18 protein-coding genes are annotated in these 24,088 nt (G+C 34.1%); 4 read left to right on the forward strand and 14 right to left on the reverse strand.

Going from position 1 to position 24,088, the window contains the following annotated elements; genetic code table 11:
- Positions 1–4: 4 nt before the first annotated feature.
- From BSF42_RS02010 to BSF42_RS02020, 3 genes are all read right to left on the reverse strand, one after another.
- Complete coding sequence (locus BSF42_RS02010; protein ID WP_095951449.1) at positions 5–598, reverse strand: biliverdin-producing heme oxygenase; 594 nt, start codon at positions 596–598, stop codon at positions 5–7.
- A 118-nt stretch (positions 599–716) separates the two neighbouring features.
- Complete coding sequence (locus BSF42_RS02015) at positions 717–2,051, reverse strand: PAS domain-containing sensor histidine kinase (protein ID WP_095951450.1); 1,335 nt, start codon at positions 2,049–2,051, stop codon at positions 717–719.
- Position 2,052: 1 nt separating this feature from the next.
- Entirely contained in the window at positions 2,053–3,402 is a 1,350-nt protein-coding gene (locus tag BSF42_RS02020) for a sigma-54 dependent transcriptional regulator (RefSeq protein WP_095951451.1), read from the reverse strand.
- A gap of 285 nt (positions 3,403–3,687) precedes the next feature.
- On the opposite strand from BSF42_RS02020, the gene BSF42_RS02025 reads away from it, so the two are divergent.
- From BSF42_RS02025 to BSF42_RS02040, 4 genes are read left to right on the forward strand one after another with little or no spacing between them, the layout of a single operon-like run.
- Positions 3,688–4,398: an ABC transporter ATP-binding protein gene (locus tag BSF42_RS02025; protein ID WP_095951639.1), complete on the forward strand. Its 711-nt coding sequence runs from the start codon at positions 3,688–3,690 to the stop codon at positions 4,396–4,398.
- 1 nt (position 4,399) lies between these two features.
- The gene (locus tag BSF42_RS02030; protein ID WP_371614927.1) at positions 4,400–6,838 is read left to right on the forward strand and encodes an ABC transporter permease; all 2,439 of its coding nucleotides are present in this window, start codon (positions 4,400–4,402) and stop codon (positions 6,836–6,838) included.
- 1 nt (position 6,839) lies between these two features.
- On the forward strand, positions 6,840–9,248 hold the full coding sequence (locus tag BSF42_RS02035) for an ABC transporter permease (RefSeq protein WP_095951641.1): 2,409 nt from the start codon (positions 6,840–6,842) through the stop codon (positions 9,246–9,248).
- Position 9,249: 1 nt separating this feature from the next.
- On the forward strand, positions 9,250–11,667 hold the full coding sequence (locus BSF42_RS02040; protein ID WP_095951452.1) for an ABC transporter permease: 2,418 nt from the start codon (positions 9,250–9,252) through the stop codon (positions 11,665–11,667).
- Positions 11,668–11,839: 172 nt separating this feature from the next.
- On the opposite strand, the gene BSF42_RS02045 is transcribed toward BSF42_RS02040, so the two are convergent.
- The 11 genes from BSF42_RS02045 to BSF42_RS02095 form a co-directional block, all read right to left on the reverse strand.
- Positions 11,840–13,273, reverse strand: a complete 1,434-nt coding sequence (locus BSF42_RS02045) for a glycosyltransferase (protein ID WP_095951453.1) — start codon at positions 13,271–13,273, stop codon at positions 11,840–11,842.
- 14 nt (positions 13,274–13,287) lie between these two features.
- Positions 13,288–14,109, reverse strand: coding sequence for a hypothetical protein (locus BSF42_RS02050; protein WP_095951454.1), 822 nt, complete (start codon positions 14,107–14,109; stop codon positions 13,288–13,290).
- Position 14,110: 1 nt separating this feature from the next.
- Positions 14,111–15,325 (reverse strand): YaiO family outer membrane beta-barrel protein, encoded by a 1,215-nt coding sequence (locus tag BSF42_RS02055; RefSeq protein WP_095951455.1) that lies wholly within the window; start codon positions 15,323–15,325, stop codon positions 14,111–14,113.
- Positions 15,325–15,690 carry a response regulator transcription factor gene (locus BSF42_RS02060; protein ID WP_095951456.1) on the reverse strand — a complete coding sequence of 122 codons (366 nt, stop codon included), beginning with the start codon at positions 15,688–15,690 and terminating at the stop codon, positions 15,325–15,327. The genes BSF42_RS02055 and BSF42_RS02060 overlap by 1 nt, the downstream gene beginning before the upstream one ends.
- 75 nt (positions 15,691–15,765) lie before the next feature.
- Positions 15,766–17,751, reverse strand: a complete 1,986-nt coding sequence (locus BSF42_RS02065; RefSeq protein ID WP_095951457.1) for a GAF domain-containing hybrid sensor histidine kinase/response regulator — start codon at positions 17,749–17,751, stop codon at positions 15,766–15,768.
- Positions 17,752–17,927: 176 nt separating this feature from the next.
- Positions 17,928–18,566: an NAD(P)H-binding protein gene (locus BSF42_RS02070; protein WP_095951458.1), complete on the reverse strand. Its 639-nt coding sequence runs from the start codon at positions 18,564–18,566 to the stop codon at positions 17,928–17,930.
- 102 nt (positions 18,567–18,668) lie between these two features.
- A complete protein-coding gene (locus BSF42_RS02075; RefSeq protein ID WP_095951459.1) occupies positions 18,669–19,616 on the reverse strand; it encodes a DUF4465 domain-containing protein in 948 nt (315 codons plus the stop codon).
- Between the two features lie 179 nt (positions 19,617–19,795).
- Positions 19,796–20,074, reverse strand: a complete 279-nt coding sequence (locus BSF42_RS02080) for a hypothetical protein (RefSeq protein WP_095951460.1) — start codon at positions 20,072–20,074, stop codon at positions 19,796–19,798.
- Positions 20,075–20,302: 228 nt separating this feature from the next.
- Positions 20,303–21,517 (reverse strand): hypothetical protein, encoded by a 1,215-nt coding sequence (locus BSF42_RS02085; protein WP_095951461.1) that lies wholly within the window; start codon positions 21,515–21,517, stop codon positions 20,303–20,305.
- A gap of 4 nt (positions 21,518–21,521) precedes the next feature.
- Positions 21,522–22,763 (reverse strand): hypothetical protein, encoded by a 1,242-nt coding sequence (locus BSF42_RS02090; RefSeq protein ID WP_095951462.1) that lies wholly within the window; start codon positions 22,761–22,763, stop codon positions 21,522–21,524.
- Between the two features lie 37 nt (positions 22,764–22,800).
- Positions 22,801–24,084: a cell surface protein gene (locus tag BSF42_RS02095; protein ID WP_095951463.1), complete on the reverse strand. Its 1,284-nt coding sequence runs from the start codon at positions 24,082–24,084 to the stop codon at positions 22,801–22,803.
- Positions 24,085–24,088 lie beyond the last annotated feature (4 nt).

Genomic DNA, 24,088 nt, shown 5'->3' on the forward strand with positions numbered 1-24,088 from the left:
CTTTTTATCTGCTCTCAAAGTGATTATAAATACTATCAAAAGCAAATACAGCTCCTTCTATAATAGTATCTCCACAATTATGTTGTTGTTCGTATGCTGCTAGAAAATTCAGGAAAGATTTCCAAAAACTTCCAGTTCTATCTCCGTAACCATTAAAATAAGAAACGCCTTTATCTGTAGAAAGTTGCGGCACTCTTGAAACATTCTTTAAAATAAATCTGCCGCCAAGTGTAGAACCTTCAACAACATATAAAATTCCAAGCGCAAAAGGAATAGAAATATTTTCGGTCTTAAAAACTTTTTCAGAATTTGTCACCTCATAATTTAAGAAAGAAAGATCAGCCTCAATAAGCTGTTTTTTTCTTCTTTTTTCCAAATCTTCTAATAGTCCAGAAAATAATGGGAAAACATTTTCTTCAGTATCAGCATGAACATCATGCATTAGATTTAAATATTTGGCGTATTCCTCAATTTTCATATCTGGCGACATAATTGACATGGAAACAGGAAGTTCTTCTAATTTTTTATGTGAGGCAGCAGTCTTCGTTTTCAAATCATTAAGAAAACCTGAAGCTACTGTTGTTGAATTTGTATTCATTATTTTGCTATTACTTATTTGGAGGGAGTCTATGGCAACTCTTTCTACAAATTTAGAAAAAAAACATTAGTAATAATTTTAAAAATACAGCTTTGTCAGTTCAAAGTATTATTTGTAATTATTCTTCGATAAGACAAATTTCAAAAACAGTTTTTTCCTTCTCATTTTTATAGAGAATATAACCTCCATGTGCTTCTATAATGTTTTTTGATAATGTCAACCCTATCCCCGCCCCTTCGTTTCGAGTGGTAAAAAAAGGAAGGAATATTTTGTCTTCGATCTCTTTTTCAATTCCTTTTCCGTTGTCGGCAATTTTGATAAAAACCCGATTCTCTTTGGCTTCTGCCGAAATTATAATTTGCTTTTGAATGTTATTTTCTAAAGCATTTATCGAGTTCGTCAATAAGTTAATCAATACTTGTTCTGTCTGCTGCTGATCGACGTTTATTTGGTATTTAAGAGTAATTGAATTTTCAACTTCAATATTCGCTTTTTTAAATAACGGATTCATGATTTGAAGACAATTTTCAATTAAATCCTGAAGTTCTATTTTTTCCTTTTTTGGAGAAGGCAGCATCGCCAGTTTTCGATAACCTTCAACAAACTTCTGCAAATGATCGCTTCGTCGCAGCATTGTTTCAACACTGGTTTTGATGTCGTCTAAATCTTCTGTAGAAAGCGAATCCTGCTCCACTAAATCCTGCAGATTCTGGCAGATGGAACGAATTGGCGTTATCGAATTAAGAAGTTCATGCGAAATCACTTTCATCAAATTGATCCACGCATCTTTTTCTTTTTTTTCGACCACATTCTGAATCGAATCTATTAAAACAATAAAATAATCCTGTTCAAAAATCTCTGTGCGCGATGCCTGTAAAACAAATGTCTGTTTGTGCTGTTCGTTTATACTGATTTCTATCGCTGTTTTAATTTCGTGGAAATCATCCTCTTCAATGATTTCACATAAAGCTGGTAACTGGTTTTTCAGATATTTCCATTTGGATACTTTTGGCACATTAAAATGACTCGAAAAATAATCGTTCATTAAAAAAACATTCCAATCCTGTTCTTGTTTTTGCAGAATGATAACGCCTGTTTCGATATTATTTAAAATCGAACGGTAAATAATATCTTTTGAAATCTGCTCGTTCTGCTTGTTTTTCAGCGTTTCATAAAGGCTGAATAAATCATTGTAGCTTTTATTAAATTTATGTTTGGAAAAATCTGATGTAAAATCGTTCTGCAGCATCGAAGCGATTGTTTTATCATAAATCGTTACAAAATTTCGAACATAAAAATACATTTCCCGAACCATTAAAAAAACCATGCAGAGGCCGAATACTCCTGTAAATAGCAGATCAATTTTAAAAAAATAAATCGAAAATTCAATTCCAGCTACGATCAAAACTAATCGCAGAAAAAGAAGTTTATAGGTTTGTAAAGTCTTAAACATATTAGTTGATATTGATATTATATTTCTCTAAACGACGGTACAAAGAACCTCTTGAAAGTCCCAATTCTTCTGCCGTTTTACTAATATTATTATTATTTTTAAGAAGTGCTTTTTCTACCGTCGCTTTTTCAACAGATGAAAGCTGAATATCATCTGGATTTTCGTCATAAGGCGTTATGATTTCTAAATCTAAATCGGAAACCGTAATGGTATTATTTTCGCAGAGAATCACTGCGCGCTCGATCTTATTTTCCATTTCGCGGATGTTTCCGTTCCAAGCATGTTTTTCAATTTGTTCCAGCACTTTTTTATCAAAAGAAATTTCGTCTCTTCCGTACTTTTCAATCATTTTATCTAAAAGATATTCGGCAAGCGGAATCTTATCTTCGTTTCTTTCTCGCAGCGGAGGCAAGATAATTTCCATCGTATTTATACGATAATACAAGTCTTCACGGAAGTTTTTATCAGCCACTTCCAATTTCAGGTCTAAATTGGTTGCCGTAATAATTCGAACGTTTAAAGGTCTTGGTTTTGTTTCGCCCAATCTCGTCACCGTTTTGGTTTGAATAACCTGCAGAAGTTTCGATTGTAAATGAAGCGGTACATTTCCTATTTCGTCCAAAAAAATAGTTCCGTTCTGCGCCATTTCAAAACGTCCGGGCGTATCTGTTTTCGCATCGGTAAAAGCGCCTTTAGCATAACCAAATAATTCGCTTTCGAAAATATTAGAATTTAAAGAACCTAAATCAACGGCAACAAAAGGCTGGTTTTTTCTTTCTGACTGCGAATAAATATGATGCGCCAAAACGAATTTACCTGTTCCGTTTTCGCCTAAAATCAAAACATTAGCATCTGTTCTTGCAACTTTATCTGCCAAAGAATATGCTTTTTTGATAATCTCAGAATTGCCCGCAAAAAAGTCATTTTTAATTTCGACTTCTTTAACTTTTCGCTGTTCTTTACGAGCTTTATCTAAGGCTTGTTTTACAGATTCTAATAGTTTTTTATTTTCCCAAGGTTTCAAAATATAGTCAAAAGCACCCGATTTCAAACCTTCAACAGCGGTTTCTACTTTTCCAAAGGCGGTCATTAAAATGACAACTGTTTTTGGCGAAAGCGTTTTGATTTCTTTCAGCAGGTACAAACCTTCTCTCCCATCTTCAAAACCAATTCTATAATTCATGTCTAATAAAACAACATCTATATTATTTTTTGCCAATAATTCGACGATATTTTTTGGATTATTGAGTGTATAAATGGTTTCAAAATACTTTTTTAGGTAGACTTTCGACGCAAAAAGTATGTCTTCCTGATCGTCGATGATTAAAATTGAAGCGTTTGTCTTTTTCATTATTGTTCGGTTTTGGACGAAAGGTGTCCATTTGTGGACAGTTCAGATTTTTTTCAATAAATAAAACATTAAAAACAAAGCAGTTACAACGTTTAAATTATTGGCATGAAAATCACATTAAAACTGGTAAATCGTTAATTATTAAAGCCTTTCGGAAGTTAAAATAACAAAATAATTAGGTACAAATTACAATGTAAATTGTCTTAATTTTCAAACTTGTTTCTTTCACTTTTGAAAGCATTAAATTTTAAAAAGAAAATCAATCAAAAACCAAAAACATCATTTATGATTACTATTACAAAGCTTTCAAAAGTATTTAGAACAGAAGAATTAGAAACCAAAGCATTAAGCGAAATTTCATTAACAATTAACCAAGGTGATTTTCTTTCGATTATGGGGCCATCTGGAAGCGGAAAATCGACTTTACTCAATATTGTCGGACTTTTGGACAGCGCTTCGGAAGGAAGTTACGAGCTTCTTGGTCAGGAAATGGTTGGTTTAAAAGAAAAACCAAAATCAAAAGCCAGAAAAGAAAACATCGGATTCATCTTCCAAAACTTCAATTTAATTGACGAATTATCGGTTTATGATAATATCGAATTACCGCTGATTTACAATAACATTCCTTCTGCTGAGAGAAAGAAAAAAGTAAATGCGATTGCAGACAAATTAGGAATTTCACATCGTTTAAAACACTTTCCGCAGCAACTTTCTGGCGGTCAGCAGCAACGTGTTGCCGTGGCAAGAGCTTTAATAAATAATCCGAAAATTATTTTAGCCGATGAGCCAACAGGAAACCTGGACAGTAAAAACGGAAATGAAGTAATGGAATTATTAACAGATCTTCATGCCAACGGCGCTACAATCCTAATGGTAACGCACTCTGACTATGATGCTTCTTTTTCGCAGAAAACGATTTTAATGAAAGACGGAATGATTCTTTCCGAAAAACTAAATCATAGAAATGTAGATGTTTTGGTAACTGCTAAAAACTAGAATGATGCTGAAAAACTGGATTAATACTTTTATTTTTCATCTCAAAAACAACAAATTCTTTACCGCTTTAAACATTTTGGGTTTGAGTATTGGAATTGCTGGTTTGATCTTTTCGATTTTATATTGGAATGACGAACAAAGCTACAATGACTGGAATCCTAATAAAGATGTCGTTTTTCAATCTCTAAGTAAAGTAAGTCCGACCAATACATGGGGAACTAATGTTCTGACATTTGAAAGTTATTTTAAAACCGATTTTAAGGAGATAGAAAGTTATTGTTATTTAGATAATTGGTATGCCGAAAAAACAATTCAATACCAAAACAAAAAAGGCGTTTTTAATACTATAAATGCACAAAAAACTTTCTTTGAGATGTTTCCTTTTGATTTTATTAAAGGAAATAGTCAGACGGCTTTAAAAGATGAAACTTGTATTGCCATTTCTAAAAAAACAGCGCTAAATCTATTTGGAACTGTCAATGCACTCGGCAAAACGGTGACTTTTTATGATAAAAAACTTATCGTAACAGGAATTTATACCGTTCCTGGGAAATCTTCTCTGGCACCAGATGCAATTACCAATTTTACAGCAGAGAGAATTCGGGAACATAAAGACAATTGGGGAACTTTTGATATGGGATTGTTACTAAAATTAAAAAATCCGGATGACAAGGATAAAGTGACTGCCAAAATGAACAATTTGTTCTTTAAAAACCGTTCTCTAAAATGGGCAAAAGAAGAAGGGATTTCAATTGCCAACTGGATTAAGAAAAATGGAAAAGATGATATTAAAGTCCAGCTGGAACCGCTAAAAGATGCCAGATTACATTCGGAAATTGACGGTTATGCAGAAGGTCAGGGCAATTATCAATTTTTGATGATTATGATGTCATTGTCTTTTTTAATATTGATTTTGTCTTTGTTCAATTACATCAATTTAGCAACTGCAAATGCCATAAAAAGAGCCAAAGAAGTTGGTGTTAGAAAAATTGTAGGCGCCTCTAAAAGTAATATTGTCCTGCAATTTATTTTTGAAACGGTGATTACAACCTCTTTCGCAATTTTGCTCGCTTTAGTCTTGGTAGAATTGTCACTGCCTTTTTATAATAATTTTTTAGAAAAGAATTTAACCATTTCTGGATATCTGTTTGCCCTTGAGCTTGTGATTATTTTTGTTGTTACAATCATTGCGGCTGGAATATTACCTGCAATTTACATTTCGAATTTTGAAACGCTGAAAGTTCTGAAAGGAGATTTCAGCAGAAGCAAAAGCGGTGTCTGGCTCCGAAATGGAATGCTGATTTTACAATTCTCGATTGCTTCTTTCTTCATGATAGGATCTTACATTGTATACCAGCAGGTTAATTATCTGAATAAACGGGATTTAGGTTTTAAAGGAGATCAGGTTTTAGAAATTAAATATAAAAAACCTTTTTTTGACCCGAATGATGCTAAAGCAGATGAAAAACTCTTTAGAAGATACCAAACCATTAAGCAGGAAATTTCTAAAATTAAAGGCGTTTCGCAGGTTAGTACGGGTGTAATTTCATTTGCGACCGGGAGCAGTATATCATCGACTTTTAATTATAAGGACAAAACTATTCTGGGTCAGAATATAGCTGTCGATTATGGAATGCTCGAAATGATGAAAATTAAGTTGAGTCAAGGCCGTTATTTAGACCCTGCAATTGCATCTGATAGCATTGATGCTATGCTGGTGAATGAAAAAGCCTTAAAGTTAATGGATGAAAAAAATCCGATTGGCAAAATCGTAAATTGGAATAATAAAAAAGTCAAAATAATTGGTATTGTAAAAGATTTTAATCTTTGGGGACCAAAAGCCGAAATTCCGCCCATGGTATTTTTTCATCTCAGAACAATAGACTGGACGAACCTGAATGTCAATCAAATATTCGTAAAGATCAACCAAAATGATATTACAAATACGATTGGCAATATGGAGAAGTTTTGGCAGAAAAACATAGATGCCGACTCCCCTTTTCATTACGATTTTGTCGATAAAGCTTATGCGAGAAATTATAAAGAATACATCAAACAGAGTCGTCTTTTTTCGCTCTTAAACGTAATTGTAATTCTAATTGCCCTTTTCGGACTTTTTGCTTTGGCTTCTTATTCCATACAAAACCGAATGAAAGAAATCGCTATTAGAAAAACGCTGGGTGCCGAAACCGCCGCTTTACTAAAAGAACTTTCTAAACAATACATAATCTTTTGTCTTATTGGTTATTTACTGGCTTTGTTTCCAGTTTATTACCTGCTGAATAAATGGCTTGAAGATTTTGTTTTTAGAATAGAGATTTCTGTCTATCCGTTTCTTATTGGTTTCATTGCCCTATTATTTTTAACGCTGGCCGTGGTGCTTTCACGTATGTATCAAGCGTCAAAGGTTGATGTTTTACAATATCTTAAATACGAATAAAATGATTCAAAATTATATACGAATATTTATATACCATATCAAAAACAATAAACTGTTTTCGATTCTAAATGTTTTAGGATTATCCATAGGAATTGCAGGTTTGATTTTTGCTATTCTTTATTGGAACGACGAACATTCTTATGATGATTGGAATTCTTCTAATGATAAAACATTTATCGTTATGAATGATCTTGGAGATGGAAATGTATTTCCTGCAAACTCTGCTATTATCGCGCCGGCAATAAAAGCAGCTACTTCGTATTTAGAAAATTACTGCTATTTTGATACCGAATACACGAAAGAAACAATACAGCATAATGGCAAAATAGAATTAGTAGACAAAATATTTTCTGCCCAAAATAGTTTCTTTTCTTTTTTTCCATTTGAATTCAAATATGGCGATGCAAAAAGTGCGCTGCACGATCCGCAAAGCATTGTTTTTTCTGAAGAAACTGCTTTTCGTTTATTTAAAAATGAAAACCCTGTTGGCAGACAAGTAAAATACGCTGATAAAATTTTTGTTGTTCGCGGTGTTTATCGAATACCCGGAAAATCAGTTGTAATGCCGAATGCAGTGACGAACCTCATCGAAGAAAATCTGGAACATTTAAAAGACCATTGGGGTTTTAATTTTGGTTTAGTTCTAAAATTAAAAAAGAAAAGTAATGCTCCGCTAGTCGTTAAAAGTCTGGAACAATTGTTTCTCGAAAAAAACTACAAGAGGCAAGCGAGAAAAGAAGGCCTGTCACTTGAAGCATTTATAAAAAAGTTCGGGGAACCCTTCAAAGTTAAATTAATCCCATTTGAAAACTCAAGACTTTATAAGGGAAATTATCCATTTCCGGAAGGAACCGGAAATCTCCAGTTTTTACAAATATTAATGGGTCTATCCCTATTAATCTTATTGCTATCAATCGTAAATTATATCAACTTAGCCACGGCAAATGCCATAAAACGTGCAAAAGAAGTTGGTGTTAGAAAAATTGTTGGCGCAACGAAATTGCAAATCGTTTTTCAGTTTGTATTTGAAACCGCTTTAATTACCTTATTTGCAATATTATTGGCGCTCGTACTTGTTGAAATTACTTTGCCATTTTACAATCACTTTTTAAACAAAGAATTAGTTCTAGCCGGATCAGAATTTTACCTGCAGCTCGCTATAATCTTTGCAATCGTGATTTTTGTATGCGGCGTTTTTCCAGCAGTTTACATTTCAAATTTTGAAGTTTTAAATGTTTTAAAAGGTAATTATTCTCGCAGTAAAAGCGGAATATGGCTGCGAAACAGTATGCTGGTTATACAATTTTCCATTGCAGCCTTTTTCATCATCGGCTCTGCTATAGTTTACCAGCAGGTCAACTTTATGGTAGAAAAAGATTTGGGTTTTACTGGATCCCAGGTAATGAATATCGCTTTTAGAGAACAAAGAGGTAAAGGTAAATTTGCAGAATACAAAAGCATACAACAGGAAATAGAAAAAATCAACGGTGTCGAAGCTGTTTCTGCCGGGGCATTTTCTATTGGGGAAAATGAAGTTTCAAAAGGAGGCTTATATAACAACAATAAAGTTACTGTCGTTCAGCAAATCGGCTTTGATTTTGGAATGCTTGAAATGTTGGGAATAAAAGTTATAAAAGGAAGAGCGCTTACAGAAAAGCTTGCCTCGGATACTATTTCTAACGTTTTGCTGAATGAAGTCGCTGCCAAAGCTTTGCAGGAAAAAGGTCTTGTGAATAAGGTAATCGAATGGAACGGCCACAAATATACCGTTGTGGGAATCGTCAAAAACTTTCATTATTCTGGCTTAGACAATGAAATTAATCCTATGATTTTGTTTCATATAAATACTCAGAAATGGACACAGGGTAATATAGAATACATTTCTGTAAAGCTTGCGAAAAAAGATATTTCAACTACCATTTCGTCTCTAAAGACTTTTTGGTCTAAAGAAGTGGATTCTGAATATCCTTTCGAATATAATTTTGTAGATAAAAACTTCGCCAAAACCTACAGAAAGTATGAAGATCAAAGAAATCTATTAGCCTTGCTAAATGTCGTTGTAATTCTAATTGCTGTTTTCGGATTGTTTGCACTCGCCTCTTTTTCTATGGAAAGAAGGTTAAGAGAAATTGCCATCAGAAAAACACTTGGCGCAGAAACGAATACACTGCTGAAAGAACTATCTAAACAATATGTGGTGTTCTGTATTATAGGCTTTTTAATCGGAATTATTCCTGCTTATATTTTATTGCAAAAATGGCTTGAGAATTTTGCTTTCCGTATTGATATTCCCGTACTGCCGTTTATTCTTGCTTTTGTTTCGCTGCTGTTTCTAACACTGACAATAGTTCTCGCCAAAGCATACCAAGTAACAAAAGTTGATGTTTTAAAATATTTAAAATACGAGTAAGATGCTAAGAAACTGGACAAATATATTTATCTATCAAATAAAGAACAGTAAACTTTTTACTGCTCTTAATATTCTCGGATTATCTGTAGGAATTGCAGGTTTGATTTTCGCGCTTCTTTACTGGAACGACGAAAAAAATTACAATTCTTGGAATCCAGAGAAAGACAATGTTTATCAGGTTTTGGTGCAATTGAAAGATATGACGTCTTGGTCAGATTGTGCCTTATTTTTAAAACCTGCCCTGGATGCAGATCCAAATATTGAAGCCATAATGTATGGGGATGATTGGTATCAAAAAAATAAAATTATTTACAAAGGGAAGAAGGAATTTGTAGATAAAATCATTAATGTGCAACATAACTTTTTTTCCTTTTTCCCTTTTGAAATTTTAAAGGGAGATGCGATTTCGTCCATAAAAGACGATTCTAGCATTGCAATTTCAGATAATATTGCAAAAAGAATCTTTGGAAACGAAAATCCAATTGGAAAACAAATTAAATGTTTCGATCAACTATTTTCTGTTAGGGCAGTTTATCGAGTTCCGGGAAACTCATCCATTGCGCCAAATGTTATCATCAATAAAATGGATAAACTCGTAAACTCCTCGATAATAAATCCCTTTGTTTTTAAATTATTGCTAAAAGTTAAAGATCCATCAAAAGTTGAAAATACAAGAAAAAAACTGGAACGAATCTATAACTATGATTTCATTAAACGTTTAGCAAAACAAGAAGGTTTTACGTTTGAGGACATGGGAAAGAAAGTAGGTTATTTTAATGTTGTACTAGAACCGCTTTCGCAATCCAGATTACATTCTATAACAGATGGTTATCCTGAAGGCAGAGGCAATTATCAATTTTTAATGATTATGATGGGGTTATCAATTTTGATTCTCATTTTATCAATAATTAATTACATCAATCTCGCCACCGCAAATGCAGTAAAACGAGCGAAGGAAGTTGGAGTGCGCAAAATTACCGGGGCTTCTAAGAGAAATATTATCTGTCAATTTATTTTTGAAACTATTATAACAACTTCTTTTTCAATTTTACTGGCATTAGTAATTGTAGAAATAACCTTGCCTTATTACAATAATTTCTTAAATAAAGACCTTATACTTCTTGGAAATCAATTTTACTGGCAGCTGCTTTTAATTTTTATAATTACCGTATTTACTGCAGGACTATTTCCTGCGGTTTATGTAGCGAATTTTGAAACTTTAAAAGTTTTGAAAGGAAATTTTGGAAGAAGTAAAAACGGAATTTGGCTGCGTAATGGAATGCTTATTTTTCAATTTGCAATTGCTGCCTTTTTTATAATTGGATCTTATATTGTTTATGAACAAATTCAATATTTACAAAATAAAGATCTTGGGTTTAAAGGAAATCAGGTAATTTCTGTAACATTAAACTTTCCTTCTTCCGATTATGAGGGAGAAAATGCAGAAAAAAATATCTACAGTAAATACAGTCTTATAAAGGATCAATTAAGCAAAATAAAAGGTGTCGAAGAAATTTCAACCGGTCTTATTTCTTTTGATGGTTCTGACAATTTTATTAATCCTGTGTTATATAAAGATGAACTTTTTAAGGAGAGAACAATAGCCTTGGATTTTGGCATGTTTGAAATGTTGAATATCAAAATTATCAAAGGAAGAAATTTTGACAGAAAACTAGCTTCAGACACTATTAATTCGGTGATTATAAACGAAAGTGCTTTAAAGTTGATGAATATTAAGAATCCGATTGGAGAAGAATTATTGATACGAAATCAAAAATTAAAAATTATTGGTATTGTTAAGGATTTTAATTTATTAAGCCCAGAAATGAAAGTACCTCCAATTTCATTCTATCACCTAAAGACCTTGGGAATGTCACATGATATCAACAAAGTTTTTATAAAATTAAAACTTGATGCTTCAGGAAAGACAATTGAAAGCATAGAAAAATTATGGTCAAAAGTAGATCCCGAATATCCCTTTAAATATGATTTCGTAAATAAGGAATACGCCAGAACTTACGAATCGTACGTCAAGCAAAAAAATTTATTTTCTTTATTGAATGTTGTAGTCATTCTTATTGCTTTGTTTGGATTATTTGCATTAGCTTCTTATTCGATTCAGAGGAGAATGAAAGAAATTGCGATTCGAAAAACTTTAGGAGCAGAAACCAATATTTTATTGAAAGAATTATCAAAACAATATGTTTTGTATTGTGCAATTGGATTTCTAATCGCCATTTTTCCAGCTTATTTTTTATTGCAAAAATGGCTCAATAATTTCGCTTTTAGAATTGAAATTCCAGTGCTGCCGTTTTTATTTTCTTTTGTTATTTTACTATTTCTAACGCTATGCATTGTTTTAACAAAAGCCTATCAAGCCACAAAAGTTGATGTTTTAAAATACTTAAAATACGAATAAAGATTTCTGTATAGTAAACCAAAAAGCGTTCGCCAAGGCGAACGCTTTTTTTATATAGTTTTAAAAATCAATTTCAATGTCAATATGAATATCAATACAAAAAAATCTAGTTAACAACTCACAATTAACAATTAACAATTAACAATTAACAATTAACAATTAATAATTAAACTCACTCTTTCTTCGTGAATCCTTTTCTCGTCATTTCTCCCCAGCCTTTGGTTCCCATAATTTTTTCTTTATAACCAACTAATGCAGCATAAACAGTAAGCGGATGAAAATACAATGGCTCTATAAAAGCGGCCATAAGAAGCTTAAAGAAATCAATTTGTTTTGGATATTTATGATAGGTTCGTTCTTCACTGAATAAAGCGATAACTGAAAAGAAAACAGCAAAAGAATATACAAATAGCAAAAGCAAAAAGAAGAAATGCCAGTTTAACAGACCGAAAATAATAAACAAAATAGTTATTAGAAGACCAATAAATTCAATTGCAGGAGCTAAAAACTCAAACAAGGTCCAATATGGTACGCTCAACATTCCTAACAGTTTATATTTCGGATTCAGGAACATTTTTTTGTGAATACCAAGTGTTTCTATTGTTCCTCGCATCCAGCGGCTGCGTTGTTTTTTAAAAATCGTAAAATCTTCTGGAGCTTCTGTCCAGCAAAGCGGATCGGGAATGTAACTAACGGCATACGGAAGTTTGTTTTCCAGCATATAACGGCGCATTCTTACGATCAATTCCATGTCTTCGCCAACGGTTTTTGTACTGTAACCTCCGGCTAATATCGCTACTTCTTTGTCAAATGCTCCAAATGCACCGCTGATAAGCAATAAACCATCCAATCTTCCCCACGCCATTCTTCCTAAAAGAAAAGCCCTTAGATATTCTAAAACCTGAATTCTAGGCAGCATTCGGTCTGGAATATTAACCTCAACCAAACGTCCGTTTTTAATCACACATTGATTGGCTATTCGAACAACTCCGCCAGTGGCAATAATTCGTTTTCCTTGAGATTCTAAAAATGGTTTTGCGAGTTTTAAAAGTGAATCTTTATCGAGAATACAATCGACATCAATACAAACAACATAAGGATTTTCGGCAATATTAAGTCCAACATTCAACGCGTCGGCTTTACCTCCATTTTCTTTGTCAACTACAATCAATTTTTTGTAGGCTGCATTTCTGGATTTATAGATTCCTTTAATCTTTTTTGTTTCTATTTTAGGATGAATATCCAGTTCCGTCAAAACCAAATCATAGGTTTTAATCAGGATTTCCATCGAATTATCCTTGCTCCCGTCATTCACTAAAATGGCCTCATAATTATTATAATTAAGAGATAATAGTGATTTTACATTTTCTTGAATAGTTAAACCCTCATTGTATGCAGGCGCAATAAGTGACAGTTTTGGTGCAAATTCGCTGGTAAGAAGTACGTTATAATCTACAAAGCTATTTTTTTTGAGGTAACTTCTAAGCTCTTTTGTAGAGAGATAGGCTAAAATTAGATACGAAGACATGATCAATATCGCATATCCCAAAATCAGCAGGATATACACATCTAAGAACCATGTTATTTCAGTATTAAAAAAAGTCATTTGTTTTTATAAATTTATACTGTTAATGTCTGCAGAATACTTTGGGCTTCGTATTTTATCATTGTATTTGGCGCTTTTTCAGCCAGTTGTGCTACAAAAGGAATTTTCTGTGTGAGCTTTAATTCTTTTATCAGCTTTAATCCAAGCGCTATAACAGTTGTATTTTGTGATTCCAATAAATGCTCAATTCCTTCGGTGTCGCCAACATCGTGTCTTTTAAAAGCGTCGATAATATTCAGCTGGGTCCACTCGTCGATTGGGTCTGGATGTTCTACGAGATATATAATGCTGTTTGTTCCTGCAAGCTTAATACAAGCATTTATGGCAGTAATTTTTAAGGTTTTATTTCTCGCTTTAGAATAGATTATAATCTTATCGAAAGCATCAATTATATTGAATTCTGCCAATTCTGTAATTCCTTTGCATTTTACTTCCCATTTCAGGCTCTTAAGCTTTTTAAATGACCCTTTTATGAGATTAGAATCTTTGTAAAATTGTTCCAATTTCTGTGCATAAACGCCTTCGTAATTTTTGTGCAGGTTGATAATTGACTCCGTCAGTACTTCTCTAAAAAAGGAAGTGTCCAAAAGCACCAAAAAGTTTTTATTTTCTTTGATAGCTGCAAAGGAAGCATCCTCAAAAATCACCGATGTCATGAGCTGATTAATCTCTTTGTCGTATTCGGTGCGAAGTCTTTCTTTTTTTATTTTTGTATTTCGGCTTGCTACAATAAACAAGTACAAAATAAATGATGCACATACAAATATGTATATGGCGAAAGTTAGAAAAGGCACTTCCCAATTTCCATTTTTATATGATTCCCAGATTTCTGTCATATTAAAAACGTTTGGTTACAATTAACTGTAAATTAAACCTGTTTCTATATTCTCCCGGAACATATTCTTCGCGCTCATACAGGAAAATTGGGCGAACAAAAAAGGATTCTCCAAAACGATGCTGGTACTGAATTCCTGCTCTATAAGCTTTTAAGGGCTGTGTAAAGCTATTATAAAGATACAAATACGGCACATTTCCGTATTGCAGTTCGAATCTAATCAAACGTTCTTTTTCTTCATTTACTTTTTGTAAACTTAAAACGTGAGAAAACAACTCGTTTGTTGTATCATAATACGGTCTGTAAGCCACTGTGTAAACTCCTGCAGTATAAGCCAGTTGACCTGTAAGCAAAGTAATATCATCTGTTTCAAAATGCATAAATCTTGCTCCCAAAGAGTAATCAAACTTTTTGTGTGGTGCAAAGTAATATTCTAAACCTGCTTTTGCGACAGGAAATATCGTTTCGCCTGTAGAAACGCCTCCATTTGCATATAAATAACTTTTATTGGAAAAGGTTTGATAATAATCGGCTTCAAATAACATTTGGGTATCATCACCAATATTTCCTACATTGGCACGGCCGACAATAGCGGATTTGCTGAATTTATGTGAATATTCTACATATCCGTAATGAAATGGAGAAAGTCCTGGTTCTGATGTCGAAATATTTAAATACGAAGCAGATACAGCATTTTTTGCTTTACGTCCGATCAATGTTCGGATTCCTCTAAAAGCCTGTGTGCTATTATCTATAGAAGAGAATTTTTCGATTAAATCTAATGCTTCTTGGTCGCGGTTCAGTTTTTCGAGACAAGTTGCTTTTATCTTTAAAACATCAATCGATTTTGGATCAATTGCCAGATATTTATCGCAGTATGCAATACACTTTTCATAATCTTCCGACCAAAAATAAATAGTAACAAGTGCCTGTAAAGCTTCTGCATTCGGATTTGCTCGGTCTGCCATTGGAGACAAAATCTTTACTGCCGTTTTATAGTCTTTTTTCCAGCTGTAAATACGTCCAGTATAAACTTGGACATCTTCATTTTCAGGAAATTTGGCACGTAAAGGCTCAATTAATGCTAATGCTTTTTCGTAGTTTTCTTTTTCAACCTCCCGTTTTACATTCGCCAGCGTTTCATCAATAGACAATTCTTGTCCAATTGCAATAGACGAAATAAAAAGCATTAAAATTGAATAATATATAAACTTCATTAGAAACGTTTATTTAGTAATTTATTAATTCTCACCAAAAGCACGGCCGGACTCACAGGTTTAGCAATAAATTCGTTTGCGCCAATGTCAAAAGAATCTAGTTCGGTTTGTTCTACACCAGAAGATGTCAGTATAATTATGGGAGTCTCTGCGCTAATATGCTCTCTAACGTATTGCGTAATTTCCATGCCGCTTTTACCGGGCATATTTATATCTGTCAGGATTAGATCGTATGGATTGTTTTGTATAGCTTGTAATGCTTCTTCTCCATCAGAAAACTGGTCAACACTAAATCCTTTAGACTCTAAGAAAAAAGATAATGATTTGCGTAGGATGTCATTATCTTCTGCTAAAATAATTCTCATTTTTTTATATTTTTTCTTGGGGCAAACTTTTATTATAACATCATTATTGTAAAGCTAGAGCTTATTTCTCTTTTATCATAGCTCTTTCAGAATTTTTACGACTTCGATAATACCGCAATGTAAAATATTGACTTTATCCAAAGTTTCGCTGGTAAATTGACCTGCAGAAGCTTCTTCTTCAATTATAGCCGCACAATTGCTAAGGTCTGTAAGCATAAAAATATCTAAGCTGGATTTCATATTATGCGCCAATTTTTTCACAGTATCGTGATCGGAATTGTGAAATGCTTCTTCGAGCTGCGCTGTTTGATTTGGAATTTTCTCTATAAAAAGATCAATCATGTCTTTTCTGAAATCGGTATCGCCGCAAGCCATTTCGTCTAGAAAAGAGAGATCTACAGTCCTTTTGTGGTGAACTTCTTTATCTGGATTCATTACCGTTTTTATCGCTTTTAAAAGAACTGCCTGTTTAAAAGGTTTTGGTACATAAGCATTCATTCCTACTTTATAGCAGCGTTCCTGTTCTCCAACCAAAGAGTGCGCGGTCATGGCAATAATAGGAATAGACGAATTCATTTCATTACGAATGTATTCTGTTGTCTGGTACCCATCTTTAAGCGGCATTTGAAGGTCCATTAGAACCAAATCATATTTATTTTGAGACAAAAGTTCAATTCCTTCTTCGCCATTATGTGCAATATCCAGATCAAAACCAAAATTATTGATTACACTTTTTGCCAGTTTCTGATTCAAAACATTGTCTTCGCAAAGTAGTATTTTTAAATGACCAAGATCATTTTTAGAAATTAGTTTAGGTGCTGTTTCTCTATCCTGAGCCTTTTTATAAGTAAGTATAAATGAAAATTCAGAACCGCGGTTTAGTTCACTTTTAACGTAGATTTCGCCATTTTGCAATTCTATCAACTGCTTTACAATATTAAGACCAAGTCCCGTACCTCCGTAAGTACGTGTGGTACTATCTTCACCTTGCGTAAAACGTTCGAAAATAGTCGTAAGTTTATTTTTTTGTATCCCAATTCCGGTATCTTTTACAGAAAACTTCAGTGTGTAGTTATCTTCTGTTTCCTCCATTTTTTTTACAGAAACGGTTACTTCGCCTTCATTTGTAAATTTAAGTGAGTTTCCTATAAGATTAACCAAAATCTGGTTCAGTCTTCCTTGGTCACCAACCACAACGTCGGGCATTTCTGCATCTAAAAAGAGATTAAAATCTACTTCTTTCTGAACTTTTACTTTTAATAAATTATAAGCGTGTTTAAGTGTCTTTTTTAAATTAAAAGGCTCTGAATCGATTGCTAAATTTCCAGATTCAATTTTAGAAAGATCCAGAATGTCATTTACAATCAAAAGCAGATTTTCTCCTGCAATTTGTACACTTTCGATATAATCACGCTGTACTTCGTCCAGTTCTGTCTGCGCTAAAAGATCAGTAAAACCAATTACGGCATTTAAAGGCGTTCTAATTTCGTGGCTCATATTGGCTACAAAACTGTCTCTTGCAAGAACCGCTTTTTCTGCAATTTTCTTTTGAGCATCTAATTGAATATTTTTTGTCCCTAATTCTAATTGAGCCATCACGTGTTTGGCAACAATTGAAAGTGCATTTCGCTGATTTTCATTGAGTTCTTTTGCAATATGATCTATAGCGCACAGCGTTCCAATATTATATCCATCAGGTGTTGTAATTGGAACTCCAGCATAGAATCTCACATTGAAGCCGCCTGTAACATTAGGATCTTCCTTAAACTGATCGTTTAAATGAGTATCCTTTATTTCGACCATTTTGGTATCTAAAATGGTATAACGGCAAAAAGAAATTTCACGAGGTACTTCTGAAACACCAACGCCTATTTCAGATTTAAACCATTGTCTGCTCTCGTCTATAAAGGAAATATGAGCAATAGGGACACCGCAGATGTACGACACAAGTTTTGTGGCATCATCAAAAGCATGATCAGGAAGTGTATCTAATATATTGTAACGTTTTAAAGCGGCTAAACGTTGTAATTCGTTTTCTGGGATGGGGAAATTGTTATTCATGGTATTATGTAGGTAAAGCGTACAAAGATAAATTTAAAATAAGAGATTTGTCTCCTTTTTTTGGGTTTCAAATCTCCTTTTTATTGATTTACAAGCTCTAATCTAATTTTGTACAGGTATATATTGCTATATATACGAAATTTTTACAGGAATGTTTTCTAATTCCTATAAAAAAATTACAATTCGATAATTTGATCCAGTTCCAGTGTTACAGTATCTTTAGGAAGTATTTTTGGAGCTTTGGCTAATTTCTGTGCTAAAAATGCTGTTGAAATTGGTTTCAGATTTTTAAAAAGACCCATTGCGTTTAGTGCTTTCAGAATTTTTACTGAAATTTTTTCGCCCAAACGATCTGTGTTTTGACGGATTAATGGTCCTGGCCTGAAAATTATATATTGAGGAAATTGAAGGTCACGTATATGTTCTTCAAGCTTTCCTTTCATTTTAGAATAAAAAACACTGCTTTTTGATGAAGCTCCGTAAGTTGAAACTAATACAAACGAATTTACTTGATTTTTTTTAGCGGAAGCTGCAAATGCTGCTGGAATTTCAAAATCAATTTTCCACTGATTGTCTTTTGAACCTGCATCTTTTAAGGTTGTTCCGAGACAAGAAAAAAGAACATCTCCAGTAATTAAATCCTGAAAGGAATTGACATCTGAAAAATCAACAATATGTTCCGTAAGTTTTGGATTTGATTTCCCAAAGGAACGCCTTACGAAAATAGAAACCGAAGTATAACTACTATCTTCTAAAAGCTGTTCGACCAATTCTTTTCCCGTTGCGCCTGTTGCTCCAATTATTAATGCTTTCATAATTAAATCGTTTTACAAGTAAATATAATACTCTTTAATCGAAAAACCCCTTTACCAAATAAGTAAAGGGGTTTGTTTAACTAAATTTATGATGGTCTAAATTTAGTCAACTCTTTTTACAGAAAGTTTATCTAAACAAAAATAAGCTGCCGTATTCATACCATAAATTGGATCTGAATCTGATGAAGCCATTTGGAAAACCAAATATTGAACTTCTCCTAACTCTTCAAGATCAGAAGCATCAACATTTACCCAGCCTGTTGGCATTACCAGCGATGAGCCAGTATAGTCTGCTAAAGAATGTGTAATTGGATTTGTAATTTGTCCATTTGCTTTCACACCGTAAATTAATAATTCAAAATGATCTCCAGTTCCAAAAGCTTGTGCAAATCCGTCTCCATACAAACAACCATAATAAGGCCAAGGATGAATATTGATTTTTAATCCCAGAACTTCATATAATCCCGTGTTTCCAATTTTAATCCAGTTAGAAAAATCTGATTCTGAAAAAGTAGTTCCTTCTGGCGATGCAGGATCTAAATAACTAGACCAATATGCCACAATGTAAGGATCTCCCGAAGTTCCAGGTGTTCCAGGCGTAATTGTAGAAGAAGTTCCAAAACCGCTTCCTGCCATAGTTCCCCATTGATGAGCTACCCATCCATCTGATCCGCCTGGTGCTGCACCAGAGCCATAATCTGTAATATCATTTACGTTTGAAACAATAAATCCGTCCCAATAATTATAACCAGCCGACGTTGCAGTGTGCGAAAATGTAAAAATATCTACATTCAAATTAGTATTAGAAACATAAGTATTCTGCCAGTACTTTCCACCCGTTGTTGTAATACCGCTGCTCAATAAAGCACTTGTAAGATTAAGGGTCGTCGTCGTTCCTATTGATGGATCTGTAACGGCTGTTTTTGCTGTTGCTGATGAAGTTTTTAGTACTGCATCAGCACTTCCACTATTTAAAACATCGTCATCACTGCTGCAGGATGAAAATCCCAGCATTAGACCTAAGGTCAAAAAATAAACTACTTTTTTCATGATTTATAAAATTTAGGGTTAATAGTCAGGTTTATTGTTTTTTGTTTTTTGTTACTGGTCACTTTTCACTTTTCACTTTTCACATTCACTAATCACTAATCACTAATCACCATTCACTTTCCACTAATCACTAATCACTAATCACTAATCACTAATCACTAATCACTTTCCACTAATCACTAATCACTAATATCTACATTCAAATTAGTATTAGAAACATAAGTATTCTGCCAGTACTTTCCACCCGTTGTTGTAATACCGCTGCTCAATAAAGCACTTGTAAGATTAAGGGTCGTCGTCGTTCCTATTGATGGATCTGTAACGGCTGTTTTTGCTGTTGCTGATGAAGTTTTTAGTACTGCATCAGCACTTCCACTATTTAAAACATCGTCATCACTGCTGCAGGATGAAAATCCCAGCATTAGACCTAAGGTCAAAAAATAAACTACTTTTTTCATGATTTATAAAATTTAGGGTTAATAGTCAGGTTTATTGTTTATTGTTTATTGTTTATTGTTTTTTGTTTATTGTTTTTTGTTTTTTGTTTTTTGTTACTGGTCACTTTTCACTTTTCACTTTTCACATTCACTAATCACTAATCACTAATCACCATTCACTTTCCACTAATCACTAATCACTTTCCACTAATCACTTTCCACTAATCACTAATCACTAATCACTATCTATTATTTCGGAAAATTTAAATCTGAAACCTCTTCAAAAATGCTCGTCAATAAATCGTTAGCGCCCAATGTCGTAAACGTTGGCACATAGACTTTTACGAAATCTACTCCTGGCAAATGCACTTTCTTTCCGTCTTTGTCCACAGCCCAAGAAATATCTATTGAAGGATCTTTAATACCGCCGTAACCCCAGTCAAAAGTTCCAACATTGTAGGTTGTTCCAGCACCGTCGCTTACATCTTTTGTTGGTATAAATACTTTTGTTCCTTTTAAAGTATAGCTATCTCCTACCCACGCTGGGAAATAATTATTTCGTCTGCGGTTGTATGTTCTTGTAATTGTACCAGAACCATTTTTATTGTCCGTCCAAAGAAGATAAGCCGTATCGTACTGCCAACTTGCTGCGCCCGCTACTGGACTTGCGGCTGCGTTTGGTTTCTTATAAGTAACTTCATAATTCTTAACTGTTGTCGATTTATGGTATTCACTTCCTGCGATTTCATACCATTCATTTTCATCTGCAACACCATTTTTATTCGCATCATAAGCTACTGCGATACTTACTGGAGAATATTTAGTGGCAGTAGTTCCTGTTGCCATCTGAACAGTAAAATCACGTTTTCCAAAAGCATTGATAACCGTATGGTCAAAAGCGGTTACAATATATCCCCCAAATGTCCCCAAATTAACAGAACCACCTTCTTTTAAAGCTGCTTGAGTTTGCGTAAAAGATTCTTCTTTTGTAGTGTAAGCACCTACATTATAAACTGGTGCAGGCAAAAAATCGATAAGCGTCAATGCTTTTGCCGTATATGTTTTTCCAGTTTCTGAAACGGTAACTTTGGCAGCAGCCTGTTTTACAATTTTATCAACTGTAACTTTAAAGTCTACTACATAATCAGCAGCTTTTGGCGTAATAAATAATAACGTTTTGCTGTCGCCAATAATCGAATCTTTGACTGCTCCGTCTTTATCCGTCACTTTAACAGACCATTGGTATGCTGCAGTTTTTCCTTCTCCATTTTCGATTGTGACTTCTGGAGTTATTGCTGCAACATTATATTGCTGCACTGCAAACTCTGAAGCTAGTTTTATAGCAATTGTTGGATCTTTAGCCGGTTCTTCTATAATTACTTCTGGTTTTGAATCGTCGTTACTGCAGGAATAAAAAGAAACAAGAGCAATTAGCAATAAACTATACTTTAAATACTTTTTCATGGTCTTATTTATTTACTTGTTTTAAATTGTATTTTTTTAATATATGAAGGTCGCCCGCTCCTGCAAACACAGTCGCCATTGAAGATTGCTGCTGGCAGAGTCCCATTGGTTCGCTCACACAGTTCACTACTTTTATAAAATCGATACCGGGAAGATTTGCTTTGTTTCCGTTTTTATCAACTGCCCAGTCAATATCGATATCTGGATTTACGGCATTTACATATCCCCATTCTGGAGGTGTAGAATACCATAATGTAGTTTGGTTTGGACGTAAAGGCGTAAAATCAACATCCAATTTCAATCCTTCATAACTAACTGAAGTCTGAGAAGCCCACAATGGATAAAATTCTTTTCTACTTCTTGGTCTTGCCAAATAGAAAGTTTCACCTTGATTATTTTCGCAGAATACGTGTTCATAATCTAAGAAAAGTGCACTTGAGGTAACCAAAGGTTCTCCTGCTGCTTTTTTATGATATGTAACTTTAAAATTCTTAACGGTATTTGATTTCGCATGCTGACTTCCAACAATTTCATACCATTCGTCTGCATCTGGCTTTCCGTTTTTATTTTTATCGTAGGCGACATATATCAATCCAGGTGCTGGCGGATTTGCTTTGGCAACTGCAGAATTGGTAACATCTCCTCCATACACTCTAAAATCGCTTGTTCCAGGAACATTCACTACAGTGTGATCGAATCCCACAACAATAGAGCCTCCAAAACCTCCTAAGTCTAATAAATAGCCTACATTGGTTTCGCTGATTCTTCCTAAAGCTGTTTTCATTACATCTTCTTTAGAATTGCCTTCTTTGTAAATATCATTGGCAAACATTCCCGGCGCTGGGTCAAAATCGAAAATGCGGGTGATATACGGATTAAAATTCGCGGTTTCGTTTGTTACATTGACAATTGTATTCTTAGTTCCTTTTTTATTAGCTGCCGTAACATTTAAGGTAAATTCATAAGAACCTGCGTAAATAGCTGTAAATCTTAAGTCTTTAGTGTTTCCTACAATAGAATCTGTGACTTGGTTTACTGGATTTTTAGTCATAATCCATTCGTAGTTAGCAGTCGCACCAGCATCAGAAGCTGTAATATCTAAAACCGTAAAAGTTGGTGTTTCAAATTTCTCCTGAAGTGTAATTTCAATGGTATTCGCATTTTCATCTGCTTTGTCATCACTGTTGCAGCCAATAAAGGCGAACGCAAATGCGAGTAATAAAAATCGGGTAACATTTTTTTTCATAATTTGGATATAATAATTTGATTTGATACTAGTTAAATTATCTCGTAGGAATATTTTCTCCTAAGAGATGTAAGTCTGAAGCGCCCATAATTTCTGTCGAAGTTTCTCCAAGCCAACCCGCCTGCTGATTCAATCCGTTGTAGACTTTTACAAAATCGATTGCCGGAAGCTGTACTTTTTTTCCGTTTTGATCCATTGCCCAGTCGATATCTATAGCAGAATCGTCGTCATTGTTAGGAGCATTATCGGCATAACCGTATAGAAAAGCATATTGGACAAAATAACTTCCGTTACCACTTTCGTCTACTGCATTATCTGGTAATCTTGTCCCTTTAAAAGTAATCGTGGCTTGATCTTTCAGCCATTTTGGCCAATATTCTAAGGAATGATTGTAAGCATTGTTTTGCGCCAGAAATCCCTCTTTTCCCTGATTGTCTTTCCAATAGATATATTCCATATCGGTAAAAAGAACAGTTCCGGTTCCGCCGCCTGGAACCGGGATTTTATTGGGATCTGGTCTATGATACGTAATCTCATAATTGCGAATCGTCTTTTCCATTTTATGGCCACCGCCTTCAATTTCAAACCATTCATCATCTGGAAGTCCGTTTTTATTTTTATCGTATGAAACCATGATTATGCCGGCTTCACTGCTTCCGCCTCGCAATTCCGAATTCGGATTCGGATTGGCTTCTGCCCAAAAAGCATTTCCTAAAACCCTAAAATCACGCTTCCCTTTTAAGTTTACAATGCTGTGATCGAAACCAAAAACCACATAGCCGCCAAAAGCGCCTAGCGAAATAAGATCTCCGTTTTTCTTGGCCAAGTAGGAATTGGCTCTGGTCAAAATTCTTTCGGCTGTGTCGCCATCATTAGCCACCGGAAGATCATTTACAAATTGTCCCGGAGCGGGTTTAAATTCAAATACTTTAGCGATATAACTTTTTAATTCTTTCGTCTCGGCAGTTACAGCAATGGTAACTTTTTGGGTCTGAGTAGTTCCCTTGTCTGTTATAACGACTTTAAATTCATAAGTTCCTTCTGCTGTTGCTGCAAATAAGGCTTCTTTTGATGTTGTATTTACCAGCGAATAATTTTCAGAAGAAACACTTTCAATCTCCCAATTGTAAACGGCATCTGCACTTGTACTTGTTTTGGGACTGATCGCCGTTATTGTAAAACGCTGTGCTTTATATTCGTTTGTCTGCGGTTCTTCTACACCTGTTTCACTTCCGCTATCACCGCCAGAGCAGTTTGTGAGCGCAATTGATGCAAAAGCAAATAGCAGTGTCCTAAAACATTTTAAAAGTCTTTTATCCATATTT

Source organism: Flavobacterium sp. ACN6 (genome assembly GCF_002304005.1).
Lineage (GTDB): Bacteria > Bacteroidota > Bacteroidia > Flavobacteriales > Flavobacteriaceae > Flavobacterium.

What these genes read in the sequence shown, in the direction of transcription:
- BSF42_RS02015 (WP_095951450.1), bottom strand. Translation starts at nt 2,051, where the DNA reads ATGTTTAAGACTTTACAAACCTATAAACTTCTTTTTCTGCGATTAGTT.
- BSF42_RS02070 (WP_095951458.1), bottom strand. Translation starts at nt 18,566, where the DNA reads ATGAAAGCATTAATAATTGGAGCAACAGGCGCAACGGGAAAAGAATTG.
- BSF42_RS02055 (WP_095951455.1), bottom strand. Translation starts at nt 15,325, where the DNA reads ATGAAGTTTATATATTATTCAATTTTAATGCTTTTTATTTCGTCTATT.
- BSF42_RS02025 (WP_095951639.1), top strand. Translation starts at nt 3,688, where the DNA reads ATGATTACTATTACAAAGCTTTCAAAAGTATTTAGAACAGAAGAATTA.
- BSF42_RS02050 (WP_095951454.1), bottom strand. Translation starts at nt 14,109, where the DNA reads ATGACAGAAATCTGGGAATCATATAAAAATGGAAATTGGGAAGTGCCT.
- BSF42_RS02095 (WP_095951463.1), bottom strand. Translation starts at nt 24,084, where the DNA reads ATGGATAAAAGACTTTTAAAATGTTTTAGGACACTGCTATTTGCTTTT.
- BSF42_RS02075 (WP_095951459.1), bottom strand. Translation starts at nt 19,616, where the DNA reads ATGAAAAAAGTAGTTTATTTTTTGACCTTAGGTCTAATGCTGGGATTT.
- BSF42_RS02045 (WP_095951453.1), bottom strand. Translation starts at nt 13,273, where the DNA reads ATGACTTTTTTTAATACTGAAATAACATGGTTCTTAGATGTGTATATC.
- BSF42_RS02040 (WP_095951452.1), top strand. Translation starts at nt 9,250, where the DNA reads ATGCTAAGAAACTGGACAAATATATTTATCTATCAAATAAAGAACAGT.
- BSF42_RS02020 (WP_095951451.1), bottom strand. Translation starts at nt 3,402, where the DNA reads ATGAAAAAGACAAACGCTTCAATTTTAATCATCGACGATCAGGAAGAC.
- BSF42_RS02060 (WP_095951456.1), bottom strand. Translation starts at nt 15,690, where the DNA reads ATGAGAATTATTTTAGCAGAAGATAATGACATCCTACGCAAATCATTA.
- BSF42_RS02010 (WP_095951449.1), bottom strand. Translation starts at nt 598, where the DNA reads ATGAATACAAATTCAACAACAGTAGCTTCAGGTTTTCTTAATGATTTG.
- BSF42_RS02085 (WP_095951461.1), bottom strand. Translation starts at nt 21,517, where the DNA reads ATGAAAAAGTATTTAAAGTATAGTTTATTGCTAATTGCTCTTGTTTCT.
- BSF42_RS02090 (WP_095951462.1), bottom strand. Translation starts at nt 22,763, where the DNA reads ATGAAAAAAAATGTTACCCGATTTTTATTACTCGCATTTGCGTTCGCC.
- BSF42_RS02030 (WP_371614927.1), top strand. Translation starts at nt 4,400, where the DNA reads ATGATGCTGAAAAACTGGATTAATACTTTTATTTTTCATCTCAAAAAC.
- BSF42_RS02080 (WP_095951460.1), bottom strand. Translation starts at nt 20,074, where the DNA reads ATGAAAAAAGTAGTTTATTTTTTGACCTTAGGTCTAATGCTGGGATTT.
- BSF42_RS02035 (WP_095951641.1), top strand. Translation starts at nt 6,840, where the DNA reads ATGATTCAAAATTATATACGAATATTTATATACCATATCAAAAACAAT.
- BSF42_RS02065 (WP_095951457.1), bottom strand. Translation starts at nt 17,751, where the DNA reads ATGAATAACAATTTCCCCATCCCAGAAAACGAATTACAACGTTTAGCC.